Consider the following 20,112-nt stretch of genomic DNA (forward strand, 5'->3'; position numbering starts at 1 on the left):
TGAGGAGCCATGGCCCGACCCGTCGCCCAAACAGCCTTTGCCCGGCGCACCGCCGTGCCCGTGGCCGCCCTGCTGGCGGCCTGTGTCGCGGTGGCCCTGTGCGTCCTGGTGCTCGGCGGGCGCCGGGCCGCCTCCGACCAGGGGGCCGCGTCGCTGCGGGAGTCGATCCTCTCGGCGGCGGGCCAGTGCGCCGCGGTGGAGGGGGCCTACCCGGCCGACCTCGACCACCTGGTGGGCGCCTACGGCATCCGGTTCGACCCGTCCGCCTACGACGTGCGCTACGAGGCCTTCGCCGACAACGTGGCGCCCACGGTGGAGGTGAGGGCCCGATGACGGGTCGCGGCGCCGCGGCCGCCCGCCAGGCCCTGGGTCGCGCCCAGGGGCGCGGCGCCCGCCGTGGGCGCCCCTCCTTCGCCGCCGCCTTGGTGGCCCTCGTCCTTTTGGGCTCCGTGGCCGCCCTCGCCGTGGCCGCCGCGGTCTTCGGCGCCATCCACGCCTCGGCCGCGTCCTCAGACAACCTGCGGCTGTCCTGCGCCCTGGTCGCCAACACCGTACGGGCCCAGGACCGTCTGGGGGCCGTGGGCGTGGCGGAGGGTCCCGAGGGCGACGCCCTGGTGCTCACGGCCCGTCTCGGGTCCGGTGACTACGAGACGCGGCTCTACCTCTTCGAGGGCCACGTGGTGAGGGAGACGGCCCTGGCGGGCACGCCCCTGCGGCCGTCGGCGGCCGAGCGCCTCGCCCGCTCGGACACCTTCTCCTTCTCGCTGGACGGCGACCTCCTCACGGTGGTCACCGACGAGGGACGGTGCCCCGTGGCCCTGAGGGGCGGCGTCGTGACCTCGCCGCGGGAGGGCCCGTGAGGGCCGCGGCGGCCGGGCGCCGCACCGGCCGGGCCCTCGTGGTGGAGGCCCTGGTGCTCATGGCCGTGCTCTCGTGGTGCCTCGCCCTCTTGGTCCAAGCCCTCTCCGTGGCCGCGTCGGTCTCCCTCGAGGCCGACGCCCGGACCCGGGCTGCCACCGCGGCGGCCGCCGCCGCGGAGCGCTTCTGCGCCGACCCGTCCTCTGTGGCCCCCCGGACCGTGGAGGGGGACCTCGCCGTGACGGTGGAGCGGGCGCAGGAGCGTGTGGGGGAGGGCACCCTCTGGCGTGCCACCATCGAGGTGGGGCCCGTGGACGGGCCCGAGGGGGTCCCCCTCGTCTCCCTCGAGACGGCCCGCTTCGAGCCATGGGGGGTGGGCTGACATGGCCGCCCCCTCCCGCGCCCCCGGCATCCGTCCGGGCCCCATGGCCGTGCTCGTGCTCGTGCTCGCCCTCTGCCTCGCGGTGCTCGCCGTCCTGGCCATGGCCACGGCCGCCGCCGCCCGTCATCGGGCCGACGTGCAGGCGGCCATGACGGTGGACTCCTACGCCAACGAGGCCTCGGCCCAGGAGCTGCTCGCCGACGCCGTCGCCGCGGCGCGGGAGGGCGGCGCCGACGCCTGGGCCGCCCTCGCCGAGGAGGTGCCCCGGCGGTGGCCCGGGGCGTCCGCGACCGTTGACGGCGACGGCCGCCTCCTGGCGGCCTTCGTGCAGCCGTCGGGCCGCCGCCTCGACGTGGAGCTCTCCTGCGACGGCGCCGGCACCGTCGTCGTGGAGGCATGGCGTGCCTCCACCACCTGGGAGGAGCCCTCCCACGAGCTCTGGCAGGGCTCCTGAAGGGGCCCTGCCCATAGCCGCCCCGCCCGTCGCCGACCTGCCCCGCCCCCGGACTCCGAGGAGGAGACCCCATGGATATGACCGCCCTGCTCTCCGACATGATCGACCGCGGCGCCTCCGACGTCTTCATCGTCGCCGGCCTGCCGGTGGCCTGGGCCGCCGGCGGCCGCCAGCATCGGCTGGACGGACCTCCCCTCATGCCCGGCGACACCCGGCGGGCCGTCGAGGCCGTCTACGGCCTCGCCTCCCGGCCCATGGCGCCCTTCGACGGCTCCGAGAACCACGACGACGACTTCTCCTTCGCCATCGCGGGGCTGGGGCGCTTCCGTGTGAACGTCTTCCGCCAGCGCGGCAGCCTGGGCGCCGTCATCCGCGTGATCCCCTTCGAGCTGCCGAGCGCCGAGGCCTTCGGGATCCCCGACGAGGTCATGGCCTGCGCCGACTTCACCAAGGGGCTCGTGCTCGTCACCGGGCCCGCCGGCTCGGGCAAGTCCACCACCCTGGCCTGCCTCATCGACCGCCTCAACCACGGGCGCTCGGGCCACATCGTCACCATGGAGGACCCCATCGAGTTCGTGCACCGCCACAACACCTGCATCGTGACCCAGCGCGAGGTGCCCACCGACGTGGCCACCTACGGCGAGGCCCTCCGCAGCGCCATGCGCCAGAGCCCCGACGTGATCCTGCTCGGCGAGATGCGCGACCGCGAGACCATCTCCACGGCGGTGACGGCCGCCGAGACGGCCCAGCTGCTCTTCTCCACCCTCCACACCACCGGGGGCGCCTCATCGGTGGACCGCATCGTCGACGCCTTCGCCCCGGCCCAGCAGCGCCAGATCAGGCTGCAGCTGGCCATGGTGCTCCAGGCCGTGGTCTCCCAGCAGCTCGTGCCCGCCATCGGGGGAGGCGTGGCCCCCGCCTTCGAGGTGATGGTGGCCAACACCGCCATCCGCAACCTGATCCGCGAGGAGAAGACCCACCAGATCGACTCGGTGATCGCGTCGAGCGCGGCGGAGGGCATGATGTCGATGGACGGGAGCCTCTTCGAGCTCGTGCGCTCCGGCACCGTCACCGCCGAGTGCGCCCTGCAGCATGCCAACCACCACGAGGCCCTGGCCCGGCGCCTTGCCGCGGCCGGCCTCTGAGCGGGACCGCGACCGAGGGGGTGCCATGACCGTTTTCCACAGGCCGGCCATCGGGGCCGGCGGGGACGCCTCCCGCCCCGAGGTGGGCGCCGAGGTGTCGTGGGAGTTCCTCGACCGGATCCCCGGCGGCGTCTTCCGCTACCGGGCCGACGACGGGGGCGCCTTCGACTACGTCAACCGGGGCCTCCTCGAGATGCTCGGCTGCGCCACCTACGAGCAGTTCGTGGAGCTCACGGCCAACAGCTTCTGGGGCATGGTGCACCCCGACGACCGCGAGCGCGTGCGGCAGGCCTGCGACCCCGAGACCGTCCAGGACGACCGGGTGCGCTACCGCGTCGTGCGCCGGGACGGCCGGGTGCGCTGGGTCGACGACCACGGCCGCCGGGTGGTGGACTCGGCGGGGACCCCGTGGTACTACGTGACGCTCCTCGACGTCACCGAGGCGGTGCGCCTCCAGGAGGAGCTCGACGCCGCCAACGAGCGCCTGGAGGCCCTGGCCATGCTCGACTCCTACCAGCAACGGGCCGAGGAGGACGGCCTCACCCGGATCCCCAACCGCGTCGGCGTCCAGCGCCGGGTGCGCGAGCTGCTGGAGTGCGCCGACGGCAGGCCCTGCTCGTTCTTCATCATCGACGTGGACGACTTCAAGGCCATCAACGACACCTTCGGCCACCCCGTGGGCGACGACGTGCTCAAGGCCCTCGCCCGCCACCTGCGCAACACCGTGCGCCACGACGACGTGGTGGGAAGGATCGGCGGCGACGAGTTCGTGGTCTTCTGCATGGGGCTCGGGGCCGGGGCCGCCCAGAGGGCGCTCGCCGAGCGCCTCCAGGCATGGCACTTCCCCCACGGCCGGGCCGACGACGGGGACCTCCTCCTCGACGGCCCCACCCTGTCCATGGGGGTGGCCTCCTCCGAGGACTCGACCCTCACCCTGGACGAGCTCTACGCCCTGGCCGACGCCGCCCTCTACCGGGCCAAGGAGCAGGGCAAGAACCGGGTGGGGTTCTCGGCGGCGGTTTGATGTGGGGCCCGGGGGATCCGGCGGGTGCCATCCCGGCGGTTCTCTCCGGCTACGTTTTCTCGGTTTATCTGCCCTGCATGCCAAAAGAGCTTTGTAAAGGGGTTGTGTCCCCGGGGGCGACCCATCGACCCATAGCGATAAAGGGTCGTTGTCTGACCCTCAGGCTGCTATGATGGGACCATTGTCTAAACGTATCCTGAATATTCGGGAGAGAGACCGGGGAGGGGCGATGGCTTGCACGAGGAGGGCGTTCGTGGCCGCCTGCGGCCTCGGTGTCGCGTCCCTGGCAACCCTCGGGTGCTCCCGCTGGGCCGATTCCCCGGTGTTCTACGCCCCCGAGGCCGAGGCGGCCCAGTCGGTGACCCTCACGGTCCTGGGCACCCCGGGGCCCTACCTCGGCCACTCGCCGCTGGCCGGCGCCGTCGACCCCTTCATGGGGGAGAACCCCGAGGTGCTCCTCACCTACGACGAGGTGGAGGGGGACCTCTACGCCACGGCCTTCGAGCGCAGGCTCTCCACCGGCCACCTCGACGACGTCTTCACGGTCGACCCCGCCCAGGCCCGCATGGTGGCCGACGCGGGCCTGGTCTGCGACCTGTCCTCCATCGCCGGGGCGGACGCCGTCGCTCCCTTCGCCGCCGAGGCCCTCACCGACGGCGAGGGGCGTCTCGCGGCCGTCCCCACCCGGACGGTCCCGTTCGCCCTGTTCCGTTCCGACGACCGGTGCCGGGCCGAGGGCCTCTCCGCCCCGGGGACCCTCGACGGCCTCCTGGGGCTCTGCCGCTCCTGGGACGGCGGCGCCCCCCTGCTGGAGGGCGACGCCCGCTCCCTGGCCCGGGCGCTCGTCCTCGGCCCGTCCCTGCTCTCCCTGGGCACGGGGGCCCACGGGGTGCTGACCGGCGACGGGGGGCGGCTCCCGGCCATGGCCTCTGCGGGGCTCCGCCTCCTGGAGCGGCTCGTGGCCACCGGCGCCGTGGCCCTCTCGGCCGTCCGGCCCGGGTCCGACGGCTGGGGGGCCTCGTCGGCCTTCGCCGCGGGGCGCACGCCGTTCATGGTCGCCGGCTCGTGGGCCGTCGACGCCCTGCTCCGGGAGCGGCCCGACCTCGCCTGGTCCATGGGCCCGCTGCCGGGTCCCGACGGCCGCACCTTCGGGGTCTGCGACCTCGACGGGTGCGTCGCCGTGAACGGGGGGTCGGAGCGGCGGGACCACGGGGTCGCCTTCGTGGAGCACCTGCTGCGGCCCGAGGCCGACGGCTCCCGTTGCGACGACGGCTCGTGCTACCCGGCCCTCTCCGCCACGGAGGTCGAGGCCGGCCCCCACCGTCTTGCCTACGGCGATCTCGTGGCGGCCGGGCGCATGGTGGCGGCCAACGGCCTGTGGTGCCCCGACGGCCTCGACGACGCCCTCGACGGTGCCGTGGAGGCGGTCTTCTCGGGGGCCTCGGCCGAAGACGCCCTCGCCGCCCTCACCGCCGCCGTGTCCTGAGGAGGTGCCATGACGTCCCTGTTCCACCGCCCCGCCGCCGACAGGCCCACGGGCCCCGCCCCCTCCGTCACCGCCCTGCTTCTGGCCGGGGCCGCCTTCGTGGTGGCGGTGCTCGTGGCCGGCTTCGCCTACCTCGGCTTCATCGAGGACAGCCTCTGGAAGAGCACGGTCGACGACGTCCTCGAGATCACCGACCAGAGCGCCCACGCCTTCGAGGTCTACCTCGAGAAGGACCTCAAGAAGCTCGACATCCTGGTGTCGGTGCTCGAGCCGGTGGCCTCCACCGACACGGCGGCCATCGTGGAGCACTGCGCCTACTTCAACAAGGCCCAGAACATCTACGGCGTGGTGAACCTCGACACCGGCTACCTCTACACCGGCACCGAGTCAGAGGGGCTCCGGCTCCCCGACGAGGTCTGGGAGGCCTACCGCGACTTCCCCGACCGCGGCGTGCGCGAGCCCTACGTGGGCGACTACACCGGCCTCAAGATGGTCGGCTACTTCCAGCGCATCGACTTCGCCGACGGGGTGCCGGCCCTGGTCTACGAGGGGGCGCCGGTCTCGCGCATCTCCGAGGAGTTCACCATGTCCTTCTTCGAGGACCGGGGCTTCTCCTACATCGTCAACGGGCGCGGCGACGTGCTCGTGCGCCCGGTGAGCCGCCACTCCAACGACGTGCAGGGAAACATCGTGGAGGCCGTGGGCTCGGGGGCCAACGGCGCCGAGAGCGTCTCGGCCCTCACCGACAGCCTCGCCGCCTCCCGCTCCGGGGTGGTGCGGGTGCGCCTGGACGACCGCGACTGTGTCATGGCCTTCGTGCCCATCGAGAACACCGACGGGTGGTCAATGGTGTCGGTGATCCCCGACGACGTCATCATGGAGCAGGGCAACGCCATCATCGGCACCTCGACGGTGGTGCTGTTCCTCGTGATCCTCGTCGTGGGGGCGGCCGCCTTCTTCGGCCTCGCGGCCTCCCGGTTCACCCGCTCCATGAGGGCCCAGGGCGCCGAGACCCGGGCCCGCGAGGAGCTTTTCTCGGTGCTGGCCAGCGCCACCGACGAGGTCTTTCTCATGTTGAGCCGCGACCCGGTACGGGTGGACTACGTGAGCCCCAACGTGGACCGGATCCTGGGCGTGGGGCCCGACGAGGTGCGCGCCGACTGCGCCGTGCTCGAGCTCGAGGACGCCGAGGGACCCGTGGACACGGCGTCGCTCGACGACGGGCGCACCGTGGTGCGCGAGGGCCTGCGCCACAACCGGGCCACCGGCGAGCCCCTCTGGTTCACCGATAGCCTCTACGACGTGGAGGTCGACGGCGGCCGCCGCTGCATGGCGGTGCTGTCCGACCGCACCCGGGAGCGCCGCAACGAGGAGGTGCTGCGGGAGGCCCTCTCCGTGGCCGAGGTGGCCAACGAGTCCAAGAGCACGTTCCTGTCCAACGTGAGCCACGACATCCGCACCCCCATGAACGCCATCGTGGGCCTGGCCACGCTCCTGCTCCGCGACGCCGGCGACCCCGACCTCGTGCGCGACCACACCCGCAAGATCCAGGCCTCCTCCCAGCACATGCTGGGCCTGCTCAACGACGTCCTCGACATGTCCAAGATCGAGAGCGGCAAGACCACCCTCAACCTCTCGGAGTTCGAGCTCTCGGAGCTGGCCGAGGACGTGGTGACCATCGCGAGGCCCCAGGCCCTCGCCAAGGGCCAGGACTTCCGGGTCAACGTCTCCGGGGTCCGCGACGGCCTCGTGGTGGGCGACAAGCTCCGCATCAACCAGGTTCTCATCAACATCATCACCAACGCCGTGAAGTACACCCCCGAGGGGGGCACCGTCGAGTTCGATCTCGTCCAGATGCCGAGCCCCCGGGCCAACTTCGTCACCCTGCGCTTCACCGTGAGGGACGACGGCATGGGCATGGCCCCCGAGTTCATGGAGACCCTCTTCGACCCCTTCACCCGCGAGGAGAACTCGGTGACCAACCGGGTCCAGGGGACGGGCCTGGGCCTCGCCATCACCAAGAGCCTCGTGGAGCTCATGGGGGGCGCCATCTCGGTGGAGAGCGAGGTGGGCCGGGGGAGCACCTTCGTGGTGGACCTGGAGCTCAGGGTGGCCCGGCACAGGGACAGCCGCGAGTTCTTCGAGCGTATGGGCATCGGCAGGGTCCTGGTGGTCGACGACGAGCGGGCCGTGTGCGACGAGGTCGTGGCCGTCATGGGCGACGCCGGGGTGGGGGCCGAGTTCGCCCTCACCGGCGCCGACGCCGTCTCCATGGCCGCCGAGGCCGAGGCCGAGGGCCGCGGGTTCGGCCTCGTCATCGTCGACTGGAGGATGCCGGGCATGGACGGGGCCCAGACGGCCCGGGCCATTCGCGAGGTGGTCCCCCACAACGTGCCGGTCATGGTGCTCACCGCCTTCGACCGCGCCGACGCCGAGTCGGCCTGCGACGGCGCCGGGGTCGACGGCTTCCTCCAGAAACCGTTCTTCCTCTCGAGCCTGACCCTGCTGCTCGAGGAGCTCTCCGGCTGCGGCGGGGAGGCGGCCCCCGCCCCCGGTGACGCCTCCATCGAGGGGCTCCATTTCCTGGCCGCCGAGGACAACGCCCTGTCCGCGTCCATCCTCGAGGAGCTCCTCGCCATGGAGGGGGCCACCGTGGAGCTCGTCTCCAACGGCCAGGAGGCCCTGGAGCGCTTCGAGGGGGCGCGGCCGGGTACCTTCGACGCCGTGCTCATGGACGTCCAGATGCCCGTCTTGGACGGCTACGGGGCCACCCGGGCCATCCGCTCCTGCGGCCATCCCGACGCCGCCACGACCCCGATCGTGGCCATGACGGCCAACGCCTTCGTGGACGACGTGGCCCGGGCCCTGGCGGCCGGCATGGACATGCACATGGCAAAGCCCGTGGACATCGCCTCCCTGGGGGCGGTCCTCGGCGAGGCCCGGGCCAAGCGGGCGGCGGCCAACGGAAAGGGGCGCCCGTGAGGCGGCGGGCCACGGCCCCGGTGGCGCTCCTGCTCTCGGCCGTCCTGGCCGTGACGGGGTGCTCCGGCGGGTCGGCACCGTCCGCCGCGGGCCCCGGTGACGGGGCGGGGGAGACCTCCGGCCCCGCCTGGGAGCGGCCGGAGGAGGTGAGGGCGTTCTCCTACGACGCCGCGGCGGCCCAGGGGGCCAACGGCGCCACGGTGGACATCTCCCATGCGGCCCAGGGGGTGGTCTTCGCCACGGCCCAGGCCGACGGGGTGCGCCACAAGTTCCAGGTGCTGTGCGAGGACGCCTCCTACAACTACGACGTCCCGTCCGACGGCAGCCCCGTGACCTGCCCGGTGAACATGGGCGACGGCGCCTACACCTTCAGGGTCATGCGCAACGTGGAGGGCAGCTCCTACGTGGAGGTGCTCGCCGTCTCCTGGGACGGCGCCCTCGACAGCGACCTCGACCCGTTCCTGGCCCCCAACGTCTTCTGCCCCTACACCCCGTCGAGCGCGGTGGTGGCCCGGGCCAAGGAGATAACGGGCGGCTGCGAGAACGAGGGCGACGTGGTGCGGGCCGTCTACACCTGGGTCTGCGAGAACGTCTCCTACGACGAGGCCAAGGCCGCCCGGCTCTCCTCGACCACGGGCTACGTGCCCGACCCCGACGCCACCCTGGAGGAGGGGTCCGGCATCTGCCTCGACTACTCGGCCCTGGCCGGCGCCATGCTGCGAAGCCTCGGCATCCCCTGCCGGGTGGTCACGGGCTACGTGGACCCCGGCGACCTCTACCACGCCTGGAACGCCGTCTACATCGACGGCGCGTGGCACGGGGTGCAGGTGAGGGTGGAGCCCGGGACGTGGAGCCGGGTGGACACCACCTTCGGGGCGGCCGGCTCCGGGGCCACCGTGGGCGAGGGCACCGGCTACCGCGACCGCTACATCTACTGAGACCGAGACCTTAAGGGCCCGTGGGGCGTGAGGAGCAGCCATGGCAGACAAGTCGTTGAGGGAAGTGGGCCGCAGGACGGTGCTCGTGGTGGACGACTCCCTCCTCAACCGCGAGATGCTCAAGGACATCCTGGCCCCCGACTACGACGTCCTCGAGGCCCGTGACGGCGTGGAGGCGGTCGAGGTGCTCGAGGGGAGGGCGCGGGACCTCTCCCTCGTCATCCTCGACATCAACATGCCGCGCCTCGACGGTTTCGGCGTGCTGCTCGAGATGAACCGCCGTGGGTGGATCGAGCGGGTGCCGGTGGTCACCATCTCGGCCGAGGACGGCCCCTCCTTCATCGAGCGGGCCTACTCCCTGGGGGTCACCGACTTCATCGGCAGGCCCTTCCACGAGGGGGTGGTGCGCCACCGCGTGCGCAACACCATCCGTCTCTACCAGAAGCAGAACGAGCTCCTCGCCCTGGTGACCTCCCAGATGGTGGAGAGGGAGCGCCAGAGCAACCTCATGGTCTCGATCCTCGCCCACATCGTGGAGTTCCACAACGGCGAGAGCGGCCTGCATGTGGAGCACATCGCCACCATGGTGGGCACCATCCTGTCGCACCTGCGCCTCCTCGACCCCGACCTGGTGCTCGACCCGTCCGAGGCCGCGTGCATCACCATGGCGTCGGCCCTGCACGACATCGGCAAGATCGCCGTGCCGTCCCGGATCATCAACAAGCCCGGGCGCCTCACCGAGGAGGAGTTCGCCGTCATGCGCACCCACAGTGCCCGGGGCGCCGAGATGCTCGAGAGCCTGCCCTTTGCCAAGGACGAGCCCCTGGTGCGGTGCGCCCGCGACATCTGCCGCTGGCACCACGAGCGTTGGGACGGCGGCGGCTACCCCGACGGCCTCGTGGGCGACCAGATCCCCCTGAGCGCCCAGGTGGTGGCCCTGGCCGACGTCTACGACGCCCTCACGAGCGAGCGGGTGTACAAGCCGGCCTACGACCACGACACGGCGGTCCGCATGATCCTGGGAGGGGAGTGCGGCGCCTTCAACCCGGTGCTGCTCGCCTGCCTCGAGGAGGCCGCCGACGAGATCCGGCGGGAGATGGGCCGCTGCAGCGCGGAGACCGTCGGCCGGGCGGGCATCCAGACGGTGATCTCCCAGATAGAGAACATCGACGAGCTGTCGCGGTCCGACAAGGAGTCCATGGTGTCCGACGTCGTCTCCATGGCCCGGGCCATGGGGACGGCGGCCGGCACCTGAGAGGAGGCGCCATGGGAGGCAACGAGGCGGTCGACCTCGAGGGGTTCTTCGAGGCGGCGGGAGGGGACTGCGCCGACGTGCTCGCCCGGCTCCGCTCCCCCGAGCGCGTGGCGAGGTTCGTGAGGCTCTTCGGGGCCGACCCCACCTTCTCCACCTTGGAGGAAGCCATGGCAGAGGGAGACGTGGAGACGGCCTTCCGGGCGTCGCACACCCTCAAGGGCACGGCGCGCGACGTGGGGCTCACGGCGGTGGCCGACACCTCCGGCGCCGTCTGCGAGGCCCTGCGGGCGGGGGACGTGGACGCCGCGGCCCGCCTCATGCCCGCGGCCCGCGACGCCTACGGGAGGGCCATGGCCGCCATCCGCGACCGGCTGGGGTGAGCCCGGGGAGAGGGCCGCGCCGGTCGCGGGGAGGGCGCCCGTCAGGCGTTGAAGAGGCGGCCTGCGGCCCCGATGATGTCCCGGCGGAAGAACACCAGCACGAATATGGCCAGCAGCCCGGCGCAGAAGGCGCTCACGTAGGCCAGGACGGGCCATTGGGCGAGCCCCAGCCACACCAGGGCGAGAGGGATGAACCCGCACACCACGTCGAGCAGCAGGTAGGCCGAGAACTCCCCGGCAAACCGGTCGCGCCAGGCCAGGAGCAGCACCGCGTCGAAGGCGATGGCGGCCAGGCAGACGATGGGGGCCACCAGGCTCGTGAGGGCGTCGATGCCCGAGACCAGGCGCCATGCCACGGTTATGGCCACCAGCATGAGCAGGTAGCGCGAGGCCCCCCGCACGAACCCGGGGTCGTAGTGGAGGAAGTTCCTGAGCAGCAGGTAGTTGGCGGCAACCACGGCCAGCACCGGCAGGGCCACCGACCAGCGCGCGGCCCCCACAAGGGCGAGGAACGCCACGGTGAGGGCGCCCACGGCGCTCGCCAGCGTGACGATGGTGAGCAGCGCCTTCTGGGGCCGGATGTTGTCGGTGTGGGGAAAGACCGCCGGCGACGGCTCCCCCACGAGCTCCCCGTGGCAGAGGGGGCAGCGGTCGATGGCCCCGGTGTAGTCGAGGTCGCAGGCCGGACAGTGTCTCATGCCCCGGCTCCCTTCTCGGCCGGCAGCGGCTTGCGCGCCCCGGTCAGCCGTCGGCGGGCGCCCTTGGGCGGCCGGTGCCTGCGGTCCCTGTCGGAGGCGGCGCCGTCGCGCTCCTTGAGCGGCCGGGCCTTGCTGCAGTTGACCGTCCCGGGGATGCCCCGGCTCGAGAAGAACCGGCAGAAGTCGCGCACCACGTCGAGGTTGGTGTAGACCGTGGAGATGCCGCAGGACAGGTCGTCCCCGAAGGAGCACAGGGTGAGGTTGAGGTCCTGGGTGGAGGTGAGGATGTTGACGTCCCTCACATGGGCGGCCACGGCCCCGTCGAGGACCACGCGCCCGAGGTTGGAGACGGCGCAGGTGACGCCGCGCCCCTCCTGGGAGCGGGCGACGCCCAGGCCGAGGTCCTTGAGGAAGACCGGGGCCACGCGCACCAGGGGGTTCTTCTCCAGGCGGATCATGGAGTTCATACGAAGCTTGATGTTGTCCGGCCGGGTGGCGTCGGTGATCTGACGCTGGGCCTCCCGGGCCAGGTCCTCGGCCTCGGGCACGGCCTCGCGGGTCTCGAAGGTCACGTAGGCCAGGCCGAAGAAGTTGCGGGTGGTCTGGGAGGAGAAGGCGCCCCTGAGGTCCACCGGGACGCCGATGCGGATGGGGCGCCTCCCCACGTCGCGGCGGTGCATCTGCCGGCGCACCGCCAGGGCCATGGCGGCCACCATCACCGAGGTGAGGCTCACGTCCCACCGGTGGGCCAGGTCGAGCACCGCCCTGCAGGAGAGGTGGTACTCGAAGTAGGAGGGGTCCTCCGTATGCTTGGCGCTGCCCACGTGGACGGCCCGGGAGAGGGCGGCCGCCCCCCGCTTCCCGGGCTCGTAGTTCTTGTCGAAGGAGTCCTCGGAGCTTTCCGAGGTCGAGCCGGCGTAGCTCTCGGGCACGCCCGTCACCCCCAGGGCCTCCTCCACGTAGGCCCCGAGGAGCTCCTTGAAGAAGGAGAGCGAGCCGCGGCCGTCGGAGACCATGTGGCTCACCTCGAAGTTGATGCGGTCGCGGTACCAGCTCACCCGGAACAGCACCGAGGTGTGGCCGGCGTGGAGCGGGGCGCAGATGGGCAGGTCCTCCTGGTGCACCTTGGGGACGGTGTCCACGTGCTGGAGGTAGTGCCAGAACAGTCCCGTGCGCAGGGCGACGGAGAAGGTGGGGAACCGCCCCACCGTGCGGTCGAGGGCCCGCTGGAGGGCGGCCTCGTCGACGGGGGCGTCCATGGTGGCCGAGTAGCGGAAGACCGTCTGGGCCCGACGCCCGGCCTGGGCCGAGTAGTACTTGCCGATGTTGTCTAGGCGATACCACGTATCTCGAGCCACGTCGATCCATTCCCCTTGGGCAGCCCCTCTCCGTCGAGGAAGCTCCGGCAGATCGCGAAGGTGGTCTTCACCGCGTCGGCGGCCGACGGGTAGAGCAGGTAGCCGTGCATGACGTCTTGCATTCTATAGGCAGCGGAGTTCGTACCCGCCTGGGCGAGGCGCCGGGTGAACTCCTCGTCCTCGTCACGCAACGGGCAGAGCTCGGCACTGACCACCAGGGTCTCCGGCAGCCCCGCGAGGTCCGTCTCCAGGAGCGGCGCGAGGTAGGGGTTCTCCAGGTCCTCTGGCTTGGCCGCGTAGAGCATGAGGTACTCCTGGCAGTCCTCGGCTGTGAGGATGTAGTCGCTGCCGTTCTCGTGCACCGAGGCGAAGGGCGCGTCGGGGCCGTAGTCGTTGTTGAGGACGGGGTAGAGCAGGATCTGGCGGGGCACGGAGAAGTCGCCGGTGTCGCGGGCCTTGAGGGCCACGGCGCAGGCGAGGTTGCCGCCGGCCGAGTCGCCCATGAGGACCACGTGGTCGGGGTTCACGTCGGAGAAGACCTCGCCGGCCATGACGGCCCGGGCCACGGCGTAGCAGTCGTCCAGTGGCACCGGGAAGCGGCTCTCGGGGGCCAGGCGGTAGTCCACGGACACCACGCGGCGCTTGAGGGCCAGCGCGAGGTCCTTGCAGGCGTCGGCGTAGAGGTCCACCTGGCCGGTGACCCAGCCGCCGCCGTGGAAGAACACGACGGTACCCTTCCAGTCGTCGGTCACCTTGACGCCGTCGAGCGAGATGTCGAGGTCCAGCGGGGTGAAGGTGCGGCACTCGACGGCATGCCCGTCGTCGGCGGTCACCGAGACGCGCCCCTCCCGTATGCGGATGCGGGGCGCGTCGATCTTGGAGGCCGCCTCCTCGGCGACCCTGATGGCCTCGTAGCCGTCCACGACGTCGGGCTTCAGGTGGGTGTAGGCCTTGACGGCGGCCTTGGCGACTTTCTCGAAGGGCATGGGTCCTCTTCCGGGGGCTCGGGTACGGGCGATGGCGGCAGAACATAAGGGTTGATACCCCATCGGCGCCGCCTGTGGCCCGGCTGCGGCACCGTCTCTGGCACCTGAACGCGATTGAGGGCGGCCTCTTTCCCACCTGAACGCGCATGGGGGCGGATTTCGCGCACCTGAACGTGTTCCAGGGCGCTTTTCCGCAGGGGACGGCCTCGGAAGTCGCCCTCAGACGTGTTCAGGTGGGGAGAAGGCAGAACGGCCGCGGCTCCGGCACCCGCACGACGTCCTGCGGATGGGACAAAAGTGTCCGAGTGATGGGACAAGGGCAGGGGCCCGCGGGGCTCACAGGGGCAGCCGCAGCCGGAACACCGATCCCTCGCCCGGGGTGCTCTCCAGCTCCACGGTGCCGCCGCACTGCTCGACCGCGTGCTTCACGATGGCCAGTCCCAGACCCGTGCCCCCGGTCTCCTTGGAGCGGCTCTTGTCCACGCGGTAGAAGCGCTCGAACACCTTGCCCTGCTCGTCGGCTGCGATGCCGCACCCCTCGTCGCGCACCGAGACCACGGCCTCGGCCGCGGCGCCCGGATCGCCGGGGTGGCAGTCCTTGGCCACGGTCACCGTTACCTGGGATCCGGCAGGGCTGTAGCGCACGGCGTTCTCCACCAGGTTGGAGAGGGCCTGATCGAGCAGCCGGGCGTTGGCCTCCACCGTGATGGGCGACCCCAGGGCGCGGAGCCCCACCTCGGCAGCGTCGGCCACCGGCGCCATGCGGCGCAGGACGGAGCCGGCCAGGTCGAGCAGGTCCACGGGACCCTGCTCGGCGCCCAGGGGCTCGTCCATGCGGGAGAGGGTGAGCACGTCGTCGATGAGGGAGCGCATGCGCTGGGCCTCGTCGTGGATGATGTGGGCGAAGGTGCGGGTGTCGGCCTCGTCGGCGATGCCCCGGTCGATGATCTCCGCGTACCCGGAGATGATCTGGAGCGGCGTCTTCATCTCGTGGGAGACGTTGGCCGAGAAGTCTCGTCGGATGGTGTCGGCACGGGCCAGCTCGAGGTTCTGCTCCCGCAGGCGCGCCTGCTGGTCCTCGATGCGCTCGATGAGTGGGGCCACCTCCCGGTAGCAGTCGGGGGCGGGCAGCCCGTCGTCGAGGGCGGCGAAGGGCGCCACGATCCTCCGGGTGATGAGCCGCGACGCCACGGCGGCGAGCGCGGCCACGGCGGCCATGACGGCGGCGGCCGGCAGCACGAACGAGCCGGCGAAGGCCACGAACGACTCGCGCTCCTCGGCGATGCGCAGCACGTCGCCGCCGGCGAGGCGCTGGGCGGCGTAGAGCATGTCGCGGCCCAGGGTGGCGGAGTGGCGGCTCACCGAGGCGGAGCCGGCCTTCTCGGCCTCGAGGACCTCGGGCCGGTCGCCGTGGTAGCCGGCATCGTCGTCGGCGCTGTCGAAGAGCACCTCGCCGTCGGACGACACCAGGGTGTAGCGTTCGGGCCCGGGGAGCTGGGCAGCCAGCATGGCGCGGCGGCCGTCCGCGTCCAAGGGTCCCAGCGTGGCGCCGGCCTCCTCGGCCAAGGCGGCCAGGCGCTGGGCTTCGCCGGCCTCGTGGGTGGCGTAGTAGACGGCGGCGGTACCGAGGAACGCGGCGAGCACGCAGGCGAGGGCCGAGGCCACGAGGGCGGCGAACACCGTGGTGGAGAGGCGCCTGCGGCCCGTGCCGCGACCGTCAGCCATGGTGGCCGTCCCCGAGCCGGTAGCCGACGCCGCGCACGGTCTCGACGGCGCGCTCGGAGCCCGGCGCCGCGGCGGCGAGCTTCTGGCGCAACGTGCGCACGTGCACGTCCACCGTGCGGGTGCCACCGGAGAAGGCGACGTCCCACACGTCGGCGAGCAGGCGGTCGCGCGAGAGCACGTGGCCGGACGAGGCCATGAGGGTCTTGAGCAGGTCGAACTCCTTGGGGGTGAGCGACACGGGCACGCCGCCGGCGGTCACGGTGTGGCGCCCCTCGTCGAGCACGATGCCCCCGAACGAGAGGCGGCCCGGCTCGGTCGCCTCCCCGCGTGCGGGCGCCTGGGAGCGGCGGAGCAGCGCCCGCACGCGGGCCAGCAGCTCCACCATGCCGAACGGCTTGGCCAGGTAGTCGTCGGCGCCCAGGTCGAGCCCGTAGGCCTTGTCGAGCTCGTCGCCCTTGGCCGTGAGCATCATGACGGGGACGTCCCGTGTGGCCGGCTCGCCCCTCAGGCGGCGCAGCACCGTGAGGCCATCCACGTCGGGCAGCATGATGTCGAGGAGCACAAGGTCGGGAGCGGACTCGGCGCAGGCGTCGAGGAACTCCCCCGCCGACGAGAAGCCCTCCGCGCGGATGCCCGTCTGGGCGAGGGTGTAGAGCGTGAGCTCGAGGATGCGCGGGTCATCCTCGAGATAGTAGACCGTGGCTTCCGCCATGGGTTCCTCCTCGGGCCGTGTGCGGGCAGCACCCATCCTAGTCCGGAGGCGCGTCAGCCGAACCGCCCGGCCACATAATCGGCGCAACGCGGGTCGGCGGGGCTCGTGAACAGGGTCTCGGTGGGGCCGTCCTCTACCATCTCCCCCATCAGGAAGAAGGCGCAGGTGTCGGAGATACGTAGGGCCTGCAGCATGTTGTGGGTCACCATCACCACGGTGTAGGAGCCCTTGAGGGAGATGACGAGCTCCTCGATCTTGGCGCAGGAGATGGGGTCGAGGGCGCTCGTGGACTCGTCGAGGAGCAGGACCTCCGGCTGGGCTGCCAGGGCGCGGGCGATGCAGAGGCGCTGCTGCTGGCCGCCGGAGAGTCCGAGGGCGCTCCTCTTGAGGCGGTCCTTGACCTCGTCCCAGAGGGCGGCGTCGCGCAGGGCCTGCTCCACGCGGCCCTCGAGCTCGTCGCGGTCGCGGACGCCGTGGGTGCGAGGGCCGTAGGCCACGTTGTCGAAGATCGACATGGGGAAGGGGTTGGGCTGCTGGAACACCATGCCCACGCGGCGCCGCACCTCCTGGGCGTCGAGGTCGCGGTAGACGTCGGTGCCGTCGAGCGTCACGAGACCGGAGACCGAGCAGCCGGGGGCGAGCTCGTTCATGCGGTTGAGCGTCTTGAGCAGTGTCGACTTGCCGCAGCCCGAGGGGCCGATGAGGGCGCAGACCTCCTTCTCGGGGAACGACAGGCTCACGTCCCTGAGGACGTGGGTGCGGCCGTAGGAGAGGTCGAGGTGCGAGACGTCCATCTTGGTGCCCGCCGCCGCGCGGGGGGCGGCGGGCTCGCCGTCGACGAGGGCGGAGGGGGCGGCGACGGCCTCGGGCCGCGCCAGCGTGGGCTCGAACATCAGCGGGATCCCTTCAGGAGCCTCATGGTGAGGTTGGTTGCAAGGTTGACAACGAGGACCAGGGCGAGCAGGACGACGGCGCAGGCGTAGGCCTCGTCCACGTGCAGGCCCTCGTTGGCGAGCACGTACATGTGGGTGGCGAGGGTGCGGCAGGAGTCGAGCAGCGCTCCCGGGCCCCGGCCGAGGAGGTCGGGGACCTGCGCCACGGTGCCGGCGGTGAAGAGCAGTGCCGCGACCTCGCCCACGCAGCGGCCGAGGGCCAGCAGGGCGCCACCGGCGATACCGGGAGCGGCGCTCGGCAGCACGCAGCGCACCACGGTACGCAGACGGCCGGCACCCAGGGCGAAGCTTCCCTGGCGCCAGGACTGCGGCACGGCCATGAGGGCCTCCTCGGTGGTGCGCACGATCACCGGCAGCACCATGAGGGCCAGGGTCGCGGCGCCCGAGGCGAGGGAGAGCCCCCAGCCGAGCACGCCCGTGAAGAACAGGAGGCCGAAGAGCCCGTACACGATGGAGGGCACGCCCTGGAGCGTCTCGCAGGTCAGGCGCACGACGGCGACGAGCCGCGAGCCGGGCCTCGCGTACTCCACCAGGTAGATGGCTGCGGCGACGCCCACGGGCACGGCCACGCCCAGGGAGGTGGCGGCCATGAGCAGCGTGGAGACCAGGGCCGGCATGAGGGAGACGTTCTCGGAGGTGTACTCCCATGCGAACAGGTCGGCGGTGATGTGGGGCACGCCCCGGACGAGGACGAACCCCACGAGGCCGGCCAACACCGCGAGGGTGAGGGCGGCCCCGAGGCCCACGAGGGCCCTGAGGGCGAGGGTCGGCCAGTCGCGGCGGGCGCGGCGCGCCGGGGCGGCGACGGCCTCGCAGGCTGTGGGGCTCACTGGGCGCTCCTCTCGGTCTTGAGGGTGTGGAACAGGGCGCAGACGAGCATGACGAGGACGAAGAGCACGACACCCGTGGCGATGAGGGCGCCGCGGTGCAGGTCGGCGGCGTAGCCCATCTCGAGCACGATGTTGGCCGTGAGGGTGCGCACGCCGTCGAAGACCGACCCGGGGACCTGGGGCTGGTTCCCGGCCACCATGACCACGGCCATGGTCTCGCCCATGGCGCGGCCCACGCCGAGCACGACGGAGGCCAGGATGCCCGAGGCCGCGGCCGGCACCACCACGGTGAAGACGGCTCGCTCGTGGCTCGCGCCCACGGCCACCGCGCCCTGGTAGTAGGACTCGGGCACGGCGTCGAGCGCGTTCTTGGAGACGGTCACCACGGTGGGCAGGATCATGATGCCGAGGAGGATCGAGGCGGCCAGGAGCGACAGGCCGCGACCCGCCATCTCGGTGCGGATGAAGGGCACGAGCACCATGAGGCCGAAGAACCCGTAGACCACCGACGGGATGCCGGCGAGCAGGTCGATGCCGCCCTTGAGCAGGGTGGACAGCCTGCCGCTTGCGAACTGCGAGAGGTAGATGGCCGTGAGGACGCCCGCGGGCACGCCGACGACGAGGGCGCCGGCCGTGACATAGACGCTGCCCACGAGCATGGGGAAGATGCCGTAGAGGTCGCTCGTGGGCTTCCAGGTGCTGCCGAGGAGGAAGTCGGGCAGGCCGATCCGGGCCATGGCCGGGATGCCGTTGGCAAACAGGAAGATGCAGATGAGGGCGACGGCGGCCACCGAGACGAGCGCCGCCGTGCCGAAGACGGCGCGGGCCGCGCGCTCCTTGAGGATGTTGGTCTTCACGGCGTCACCCTCGGCCCTGGAGTTCTGCCCACGAGGCGACGTCTCCCGCGAAGATGTCGCGCACCTGCTGCGTGGTCAGGTCCGTGACGGCCTGGGAGGGCGCCACGACCACGGCGATGCCGTCGAGGGCCACCGGGGAGCAGGTCAGCCCCTTGGCGGCCTCGCTGTCCTTGAGGGCGCGGGAGGCCATGCCGATGTCGGCGGTGCCGTCGGAGGCCATGGTTATGCCGGTGGTGGAGTCCGAGGTCTGGATCTCGACGGTGACCGCGGGGTTGGCCTCCTTGTAGGCCTCGGCAATCTTCTCGGCCACGGGGGCGACCGACGAGGACCCGGCGACGACCACCTTGCCGGAGGCGCCGGACGGGGTGTAGGGGGCGCCGTCGGTCGCTGCCACGTAGCCGGCCTCCTCTGCCACCTTCTGACCCTCGGCGCTCTCGGCGAAGGCGACGAAGTCCTTGGCGGCGTCGGAAAGGCCGTCATCGGTCACGAGGTTGAGGGGGCGGGAGAGCCTGTAGGAGCCGTTCTTGACGTTGGCGGGCGTGGCCTCCACGCCGTCCACGGCCACGGCGCGCACGGCGTCGGACAGGGAGCCCATGGAGACGTAGCCGATGCCGTCGGGGTCGCCGGCCACGGAGGTGAGCATGACGGAGGTGGAGTTGGTGATCACGGCGTCGTTGGCCGTGAGGTCCACGGGGGTGCCGTCGGAGGCCTTCTCCTCGAGGCCCACGAGCTCGACGAACGCGCTGCGGGTCCCGCTGCCGTCCTCGCGGGAGAAGACGTTCACGGAACCGCCGGCCTCGGCGGAGGCCTGAGGCTGGCCGCAGGCGACGAGGCCCACGGCGCAGAGGACCGCGGCGAGGGCGCCGGCGATGCGGCGGGTACGGGCGTGCATGGGAGTCCTTTCATCGGGGGCGAGATGCGAGACCGATGATGGGGGTCCCACATCAAGCCGTTGTCAGCCCAATGAAAAGCTTCTGTAAAGACCGGACGGTCCCGATCCTACGGCGACTGCGCAAGATGCGACGGCGAAAGCGCCCGGCTGACGGGGCTGCCGCGGCCCTCGCCACCCGCAGAACGTCTTGCGGGTGG

Annotated in this window: 20 protein-coding genes; 11 read left to right on the plus strand and 9 right to left on the minus strand. The window is 71.9% G+C overall.

Annotated elements, in window-relative coordinates; translation table 11 throughout:
* Positions 1–9: 9 nt before the first annotated feature.
* The 11 genes from NFR49_RS07635 to NFR49_RS07685 all read left to right on the plus strand — a co-directional run bounded on the left by NFR49_RS07635 (position 10) and on the right by NFR49_RS07685 (position 10,904).
* Complete coding sequence (locus NFR49_RS07635) at positions 10–333, plus strand: hypothetical protein (RefSeq protein WP_251159049.1); 324 nt, start codon at positions 10–12, stop codon at positions 331–333.
* Positions 330–860: a DUF4860 domain-containing protein gene (locus NFR49_RS07640; RefSeq protein ID WP_251159050.1), complete on the plus strand. Its 531-nt coding sequence runs from the start codon at positions 330–332 to the stop codon at positions 858–860. Before NFR49_RS07635 ends, NFR49_RS07640 begins: the two co-directional genes overlap by 4 nt.
* On the plus strand, positions 857–1,240 hold the full coding sequence (locus NFR49_RS07645; RefSeq protein WP_251159051.1) for a hypothetical protein: 384 nt from the start codon (positions 857–859) through the stop codon (positions 1,238–1,240). The genes NFR49_RS07640 and NFR49_RS07645 overlap by 4 nt, the downstream gene beginning before the upstream one ends.
* A gap of 1 nt (position 1,241) precedes the next feature.
* Positions 1,242–1,694 carry a hypothetical protein gene (locus NFR49_RS07650; protein WP_251159052.1) on the plus strand — a complete coding sequence of 151 codons (453 nt, stop codon included), beginning with the start codon at positions 1,242–1,244 and terminating at the stop codon, positions 1,692–1,694.
* 71 nt (positions 1,695–1,765) lie between these two features.
* Positions 1,766–2,839 carry a type IV pilus twitching motility protein PilT gene (locus NFR49_RS07655; protein WP_251159053.1) on the plus strand — a complete coding sequence of 358 codons (1,074 nt, stop codon included), beginning with the start codon at positions 1,766–1,768 and terminating at the stop codon, positions 2,837–2,839.
* Between the two features lie 25 nt (positions 2,840–2,864).
* The gene (locus NFR49_RS07660; RefSeq protein WP_251159054.1) at positions 2,865–3,863 is read left to right on the plus strand and encodes a sensor domain-containing diguanylate cyclase; all 999 of its coding nucleotides are present in this window, start codon (positions 2,865–2,867) and stop codon (positions 3,861–3,863) included.
* Between the two features lie 229 nt (positions 3,864–4,092).
* Positions 4,093–5,349 carry an ABC transporter substrate-binding protein gene (locus tag NFR49_RS07665; protein WP_251159055.1) on the plus strand — a complete coding sequence of 419 codons (1,257 nt, stop codon included), beginning with the start codon at positions 4,093–4,095 and terminating at the stop codon, positions 5,347–5,349.
* A 9-nt stretch (positions 5,350–5,358) separates the two neighbouring features.
* Positions 5,359–8,331 (plus strand): response regulator, encoded by a 2,973-nt coding sequence (locus NFR49_RS07670; protein WP_251159056.1) that lies wholly within the window; start codon positions 5,359–5,361, stop codon positions 8,329–8,331.
* Positions 8,328–9,269, plus strand: coding sequence for a transglutaminase domain-containing protein (locus tag NFR49_RS07675; RefSeq protein ID WP_251159057.1), 942 nt, complete (start codon positions 8,328–8,330; stop codon positions 9,267–9,269). The genes NFR49_RS07670 and NFR49_RS07675 overlap by 4 nt, the downstream gene beginning before the upstream one ends.
* A 40-nt stretch (positions 9,270–9,309) precedes the next feature.
* A complete protein-coding gene (locus tag NFR49_RS07680) occupies positions 9,310–10,524 on the plus strand; it encodes an HD-GYP domain-containing protein (RefSeq protein WP_251159058.1) in 1,215 nt (404 codons plus the stop codon).
* A gap of 11 nt (positions 10,525–10,535) precedes the next feature.
* The gene (locus NFR49_RS07685) at positions 10,536–10,904 is read left to right on the plus strand and encodes an Hpt domain-containing protein (RefSeq protein WP_251159059.1); all 369 of its coding nucleotides are present in this window, start codon (positions 10,536–10,538) and stop codon (positions 10,902–10,904) included.
* Positions 10,905–10,945: 41 nt separating this feature from the next.
* On the opposite strand, the gene NFR49_RS07690 is transcribed toward NFR49_RS07685, so the two are convergent.
* The 9 genes from NFR49_RS07690 to NFR49_RS07730 all read right to left on the minus strand — a co-directional run bounded on the left by NFR49_RS07690 (position 10,946) and on the right by NFR49_RS07730 (position 19,915).
* The gene (locus NFR49_RS07690; protein WP_251159318.1) at positions 10,946–11,602 is read right to left on the minus strand and encodes a DUF6320 domain-containing protein; all 657 of its coding nucleotides are present in this window, start codon (positions 11,600–11,602) and stop codon (positions 10,946–10,948) included.
* Positions 11,599–12,960: a phthiocerol/phthiodiolone dimycocerosyl transferase family protein gene (locus NFR49_RS07695; RefSeq protein WP_251159060.1), complete on the minus strand. Its 1,362-nt coding sequence runs from the start codon at positions 12,958–12,960 to the stop codon at positions 11,599–11,601. The genes NFR49_RS07690 and NFR49_RS07695 overlap by 4 nt, the downstream gene beginning before the upstream one ends.
* Positions 12,933–13,946 (minus strand): alpha/beta hydrolase, encoded by a 1,014-nt coding sequence (locus NFR49_RS07700; protein ID WP_251159061.1) that lies wholly within the window; start codon positions 13,944–13,946, stop codon positions 12,933–12,935. Before NFR49_RS07700 ends, NFR49_RS07695 begins: the two co-directional genes overlap by 28 nt.
* Positions 13,947–14,282: 336 nt before the next feature.
* Positions 14,283–15,671 carry a sensor histidine kinase gene (locus tag NFR49_RS07705; RefSeq protein WP_251159062.1) on the minus strand — a complete coding sequence of 463 codons (1,389 nt, stop codon included), beginning with the start codon at positions 15,669–15,671 and terminating at the stop codon, positions 14,283–14,285.
* Positions 15,664–16,383, minus strand: a complete 720-nt coding sequence (locus NFR49_RS07710) for a response regulator transcription factor (RefSeq protein ID WP_251159063.1) — start codon at positions 16,381–16,383, stop codon at positions 15,664–15,666. The genes NFR49_RS07705 and NFR49_RS07710 overlap by 8 nt, the downstream gene beginning before the upstream one ends.
* Before the next feature lie 53 nt (positions 16,384–16,436).
* Positions 16,437–17,276 (minus strand): phosphate ABC transporter ATP-binding protein PstB, encoded by an 840-nt coding sequence (pstB, locus tag NFR49_RS07715; RefSeq protein ID WP_251159064.1) that lies wholly within the window; start codon positions 17,274–17,276, stop codon positions 16,437–16,439.
* Entirely contained in the window at positions 17,276–18,166 is an 891-nt protein-coding gene (gene pstA, locus NFR49_RS07720) for a phosphate ABC transporter permease PstA (protein ID WP_251159065.1), read from the minus strand. Before pstA ends, pstB begins: the two co-directional genes overlap by 1 nt.
* Complete coding sequence (pstC, locus tag NFR49_RS07725) at positions 18,163–19,023, minus strand: phosphate ABC transporter permease subunit PstC (protein ID WP_251159066.1); 861 nt, start codon at positions 19,021–19,023, stop codon at positions 18,163–18,165. Before pstC ends, pstA begins: the two co-directional genes overlap by 4 nt.
* A gap of 4 nt (positions 19,024–19,027) precedes the next feature.
* On the minus strand, positions 19,028–19,915 hold the full coding sequence (locus NFR49_RS07730) for a substrate-binding domain-containing protein (RefSeq protein WP_251159067.1): 888 nt from the start codon (positions 19,913–19,915) through the stop codon (positions 19,028–19,030).
* Positions 19,916–20,112: the final 197 nt, after the last annotated feature.

This window comes from Caniella muris (assembly GCF_943193035.1).
Lineage (GTDB): Bacteria > Actinomycetota > Coriobacteriia > Coriobacteriales > Atopobiaceae > Granulimonas > Granulimonas faecalis.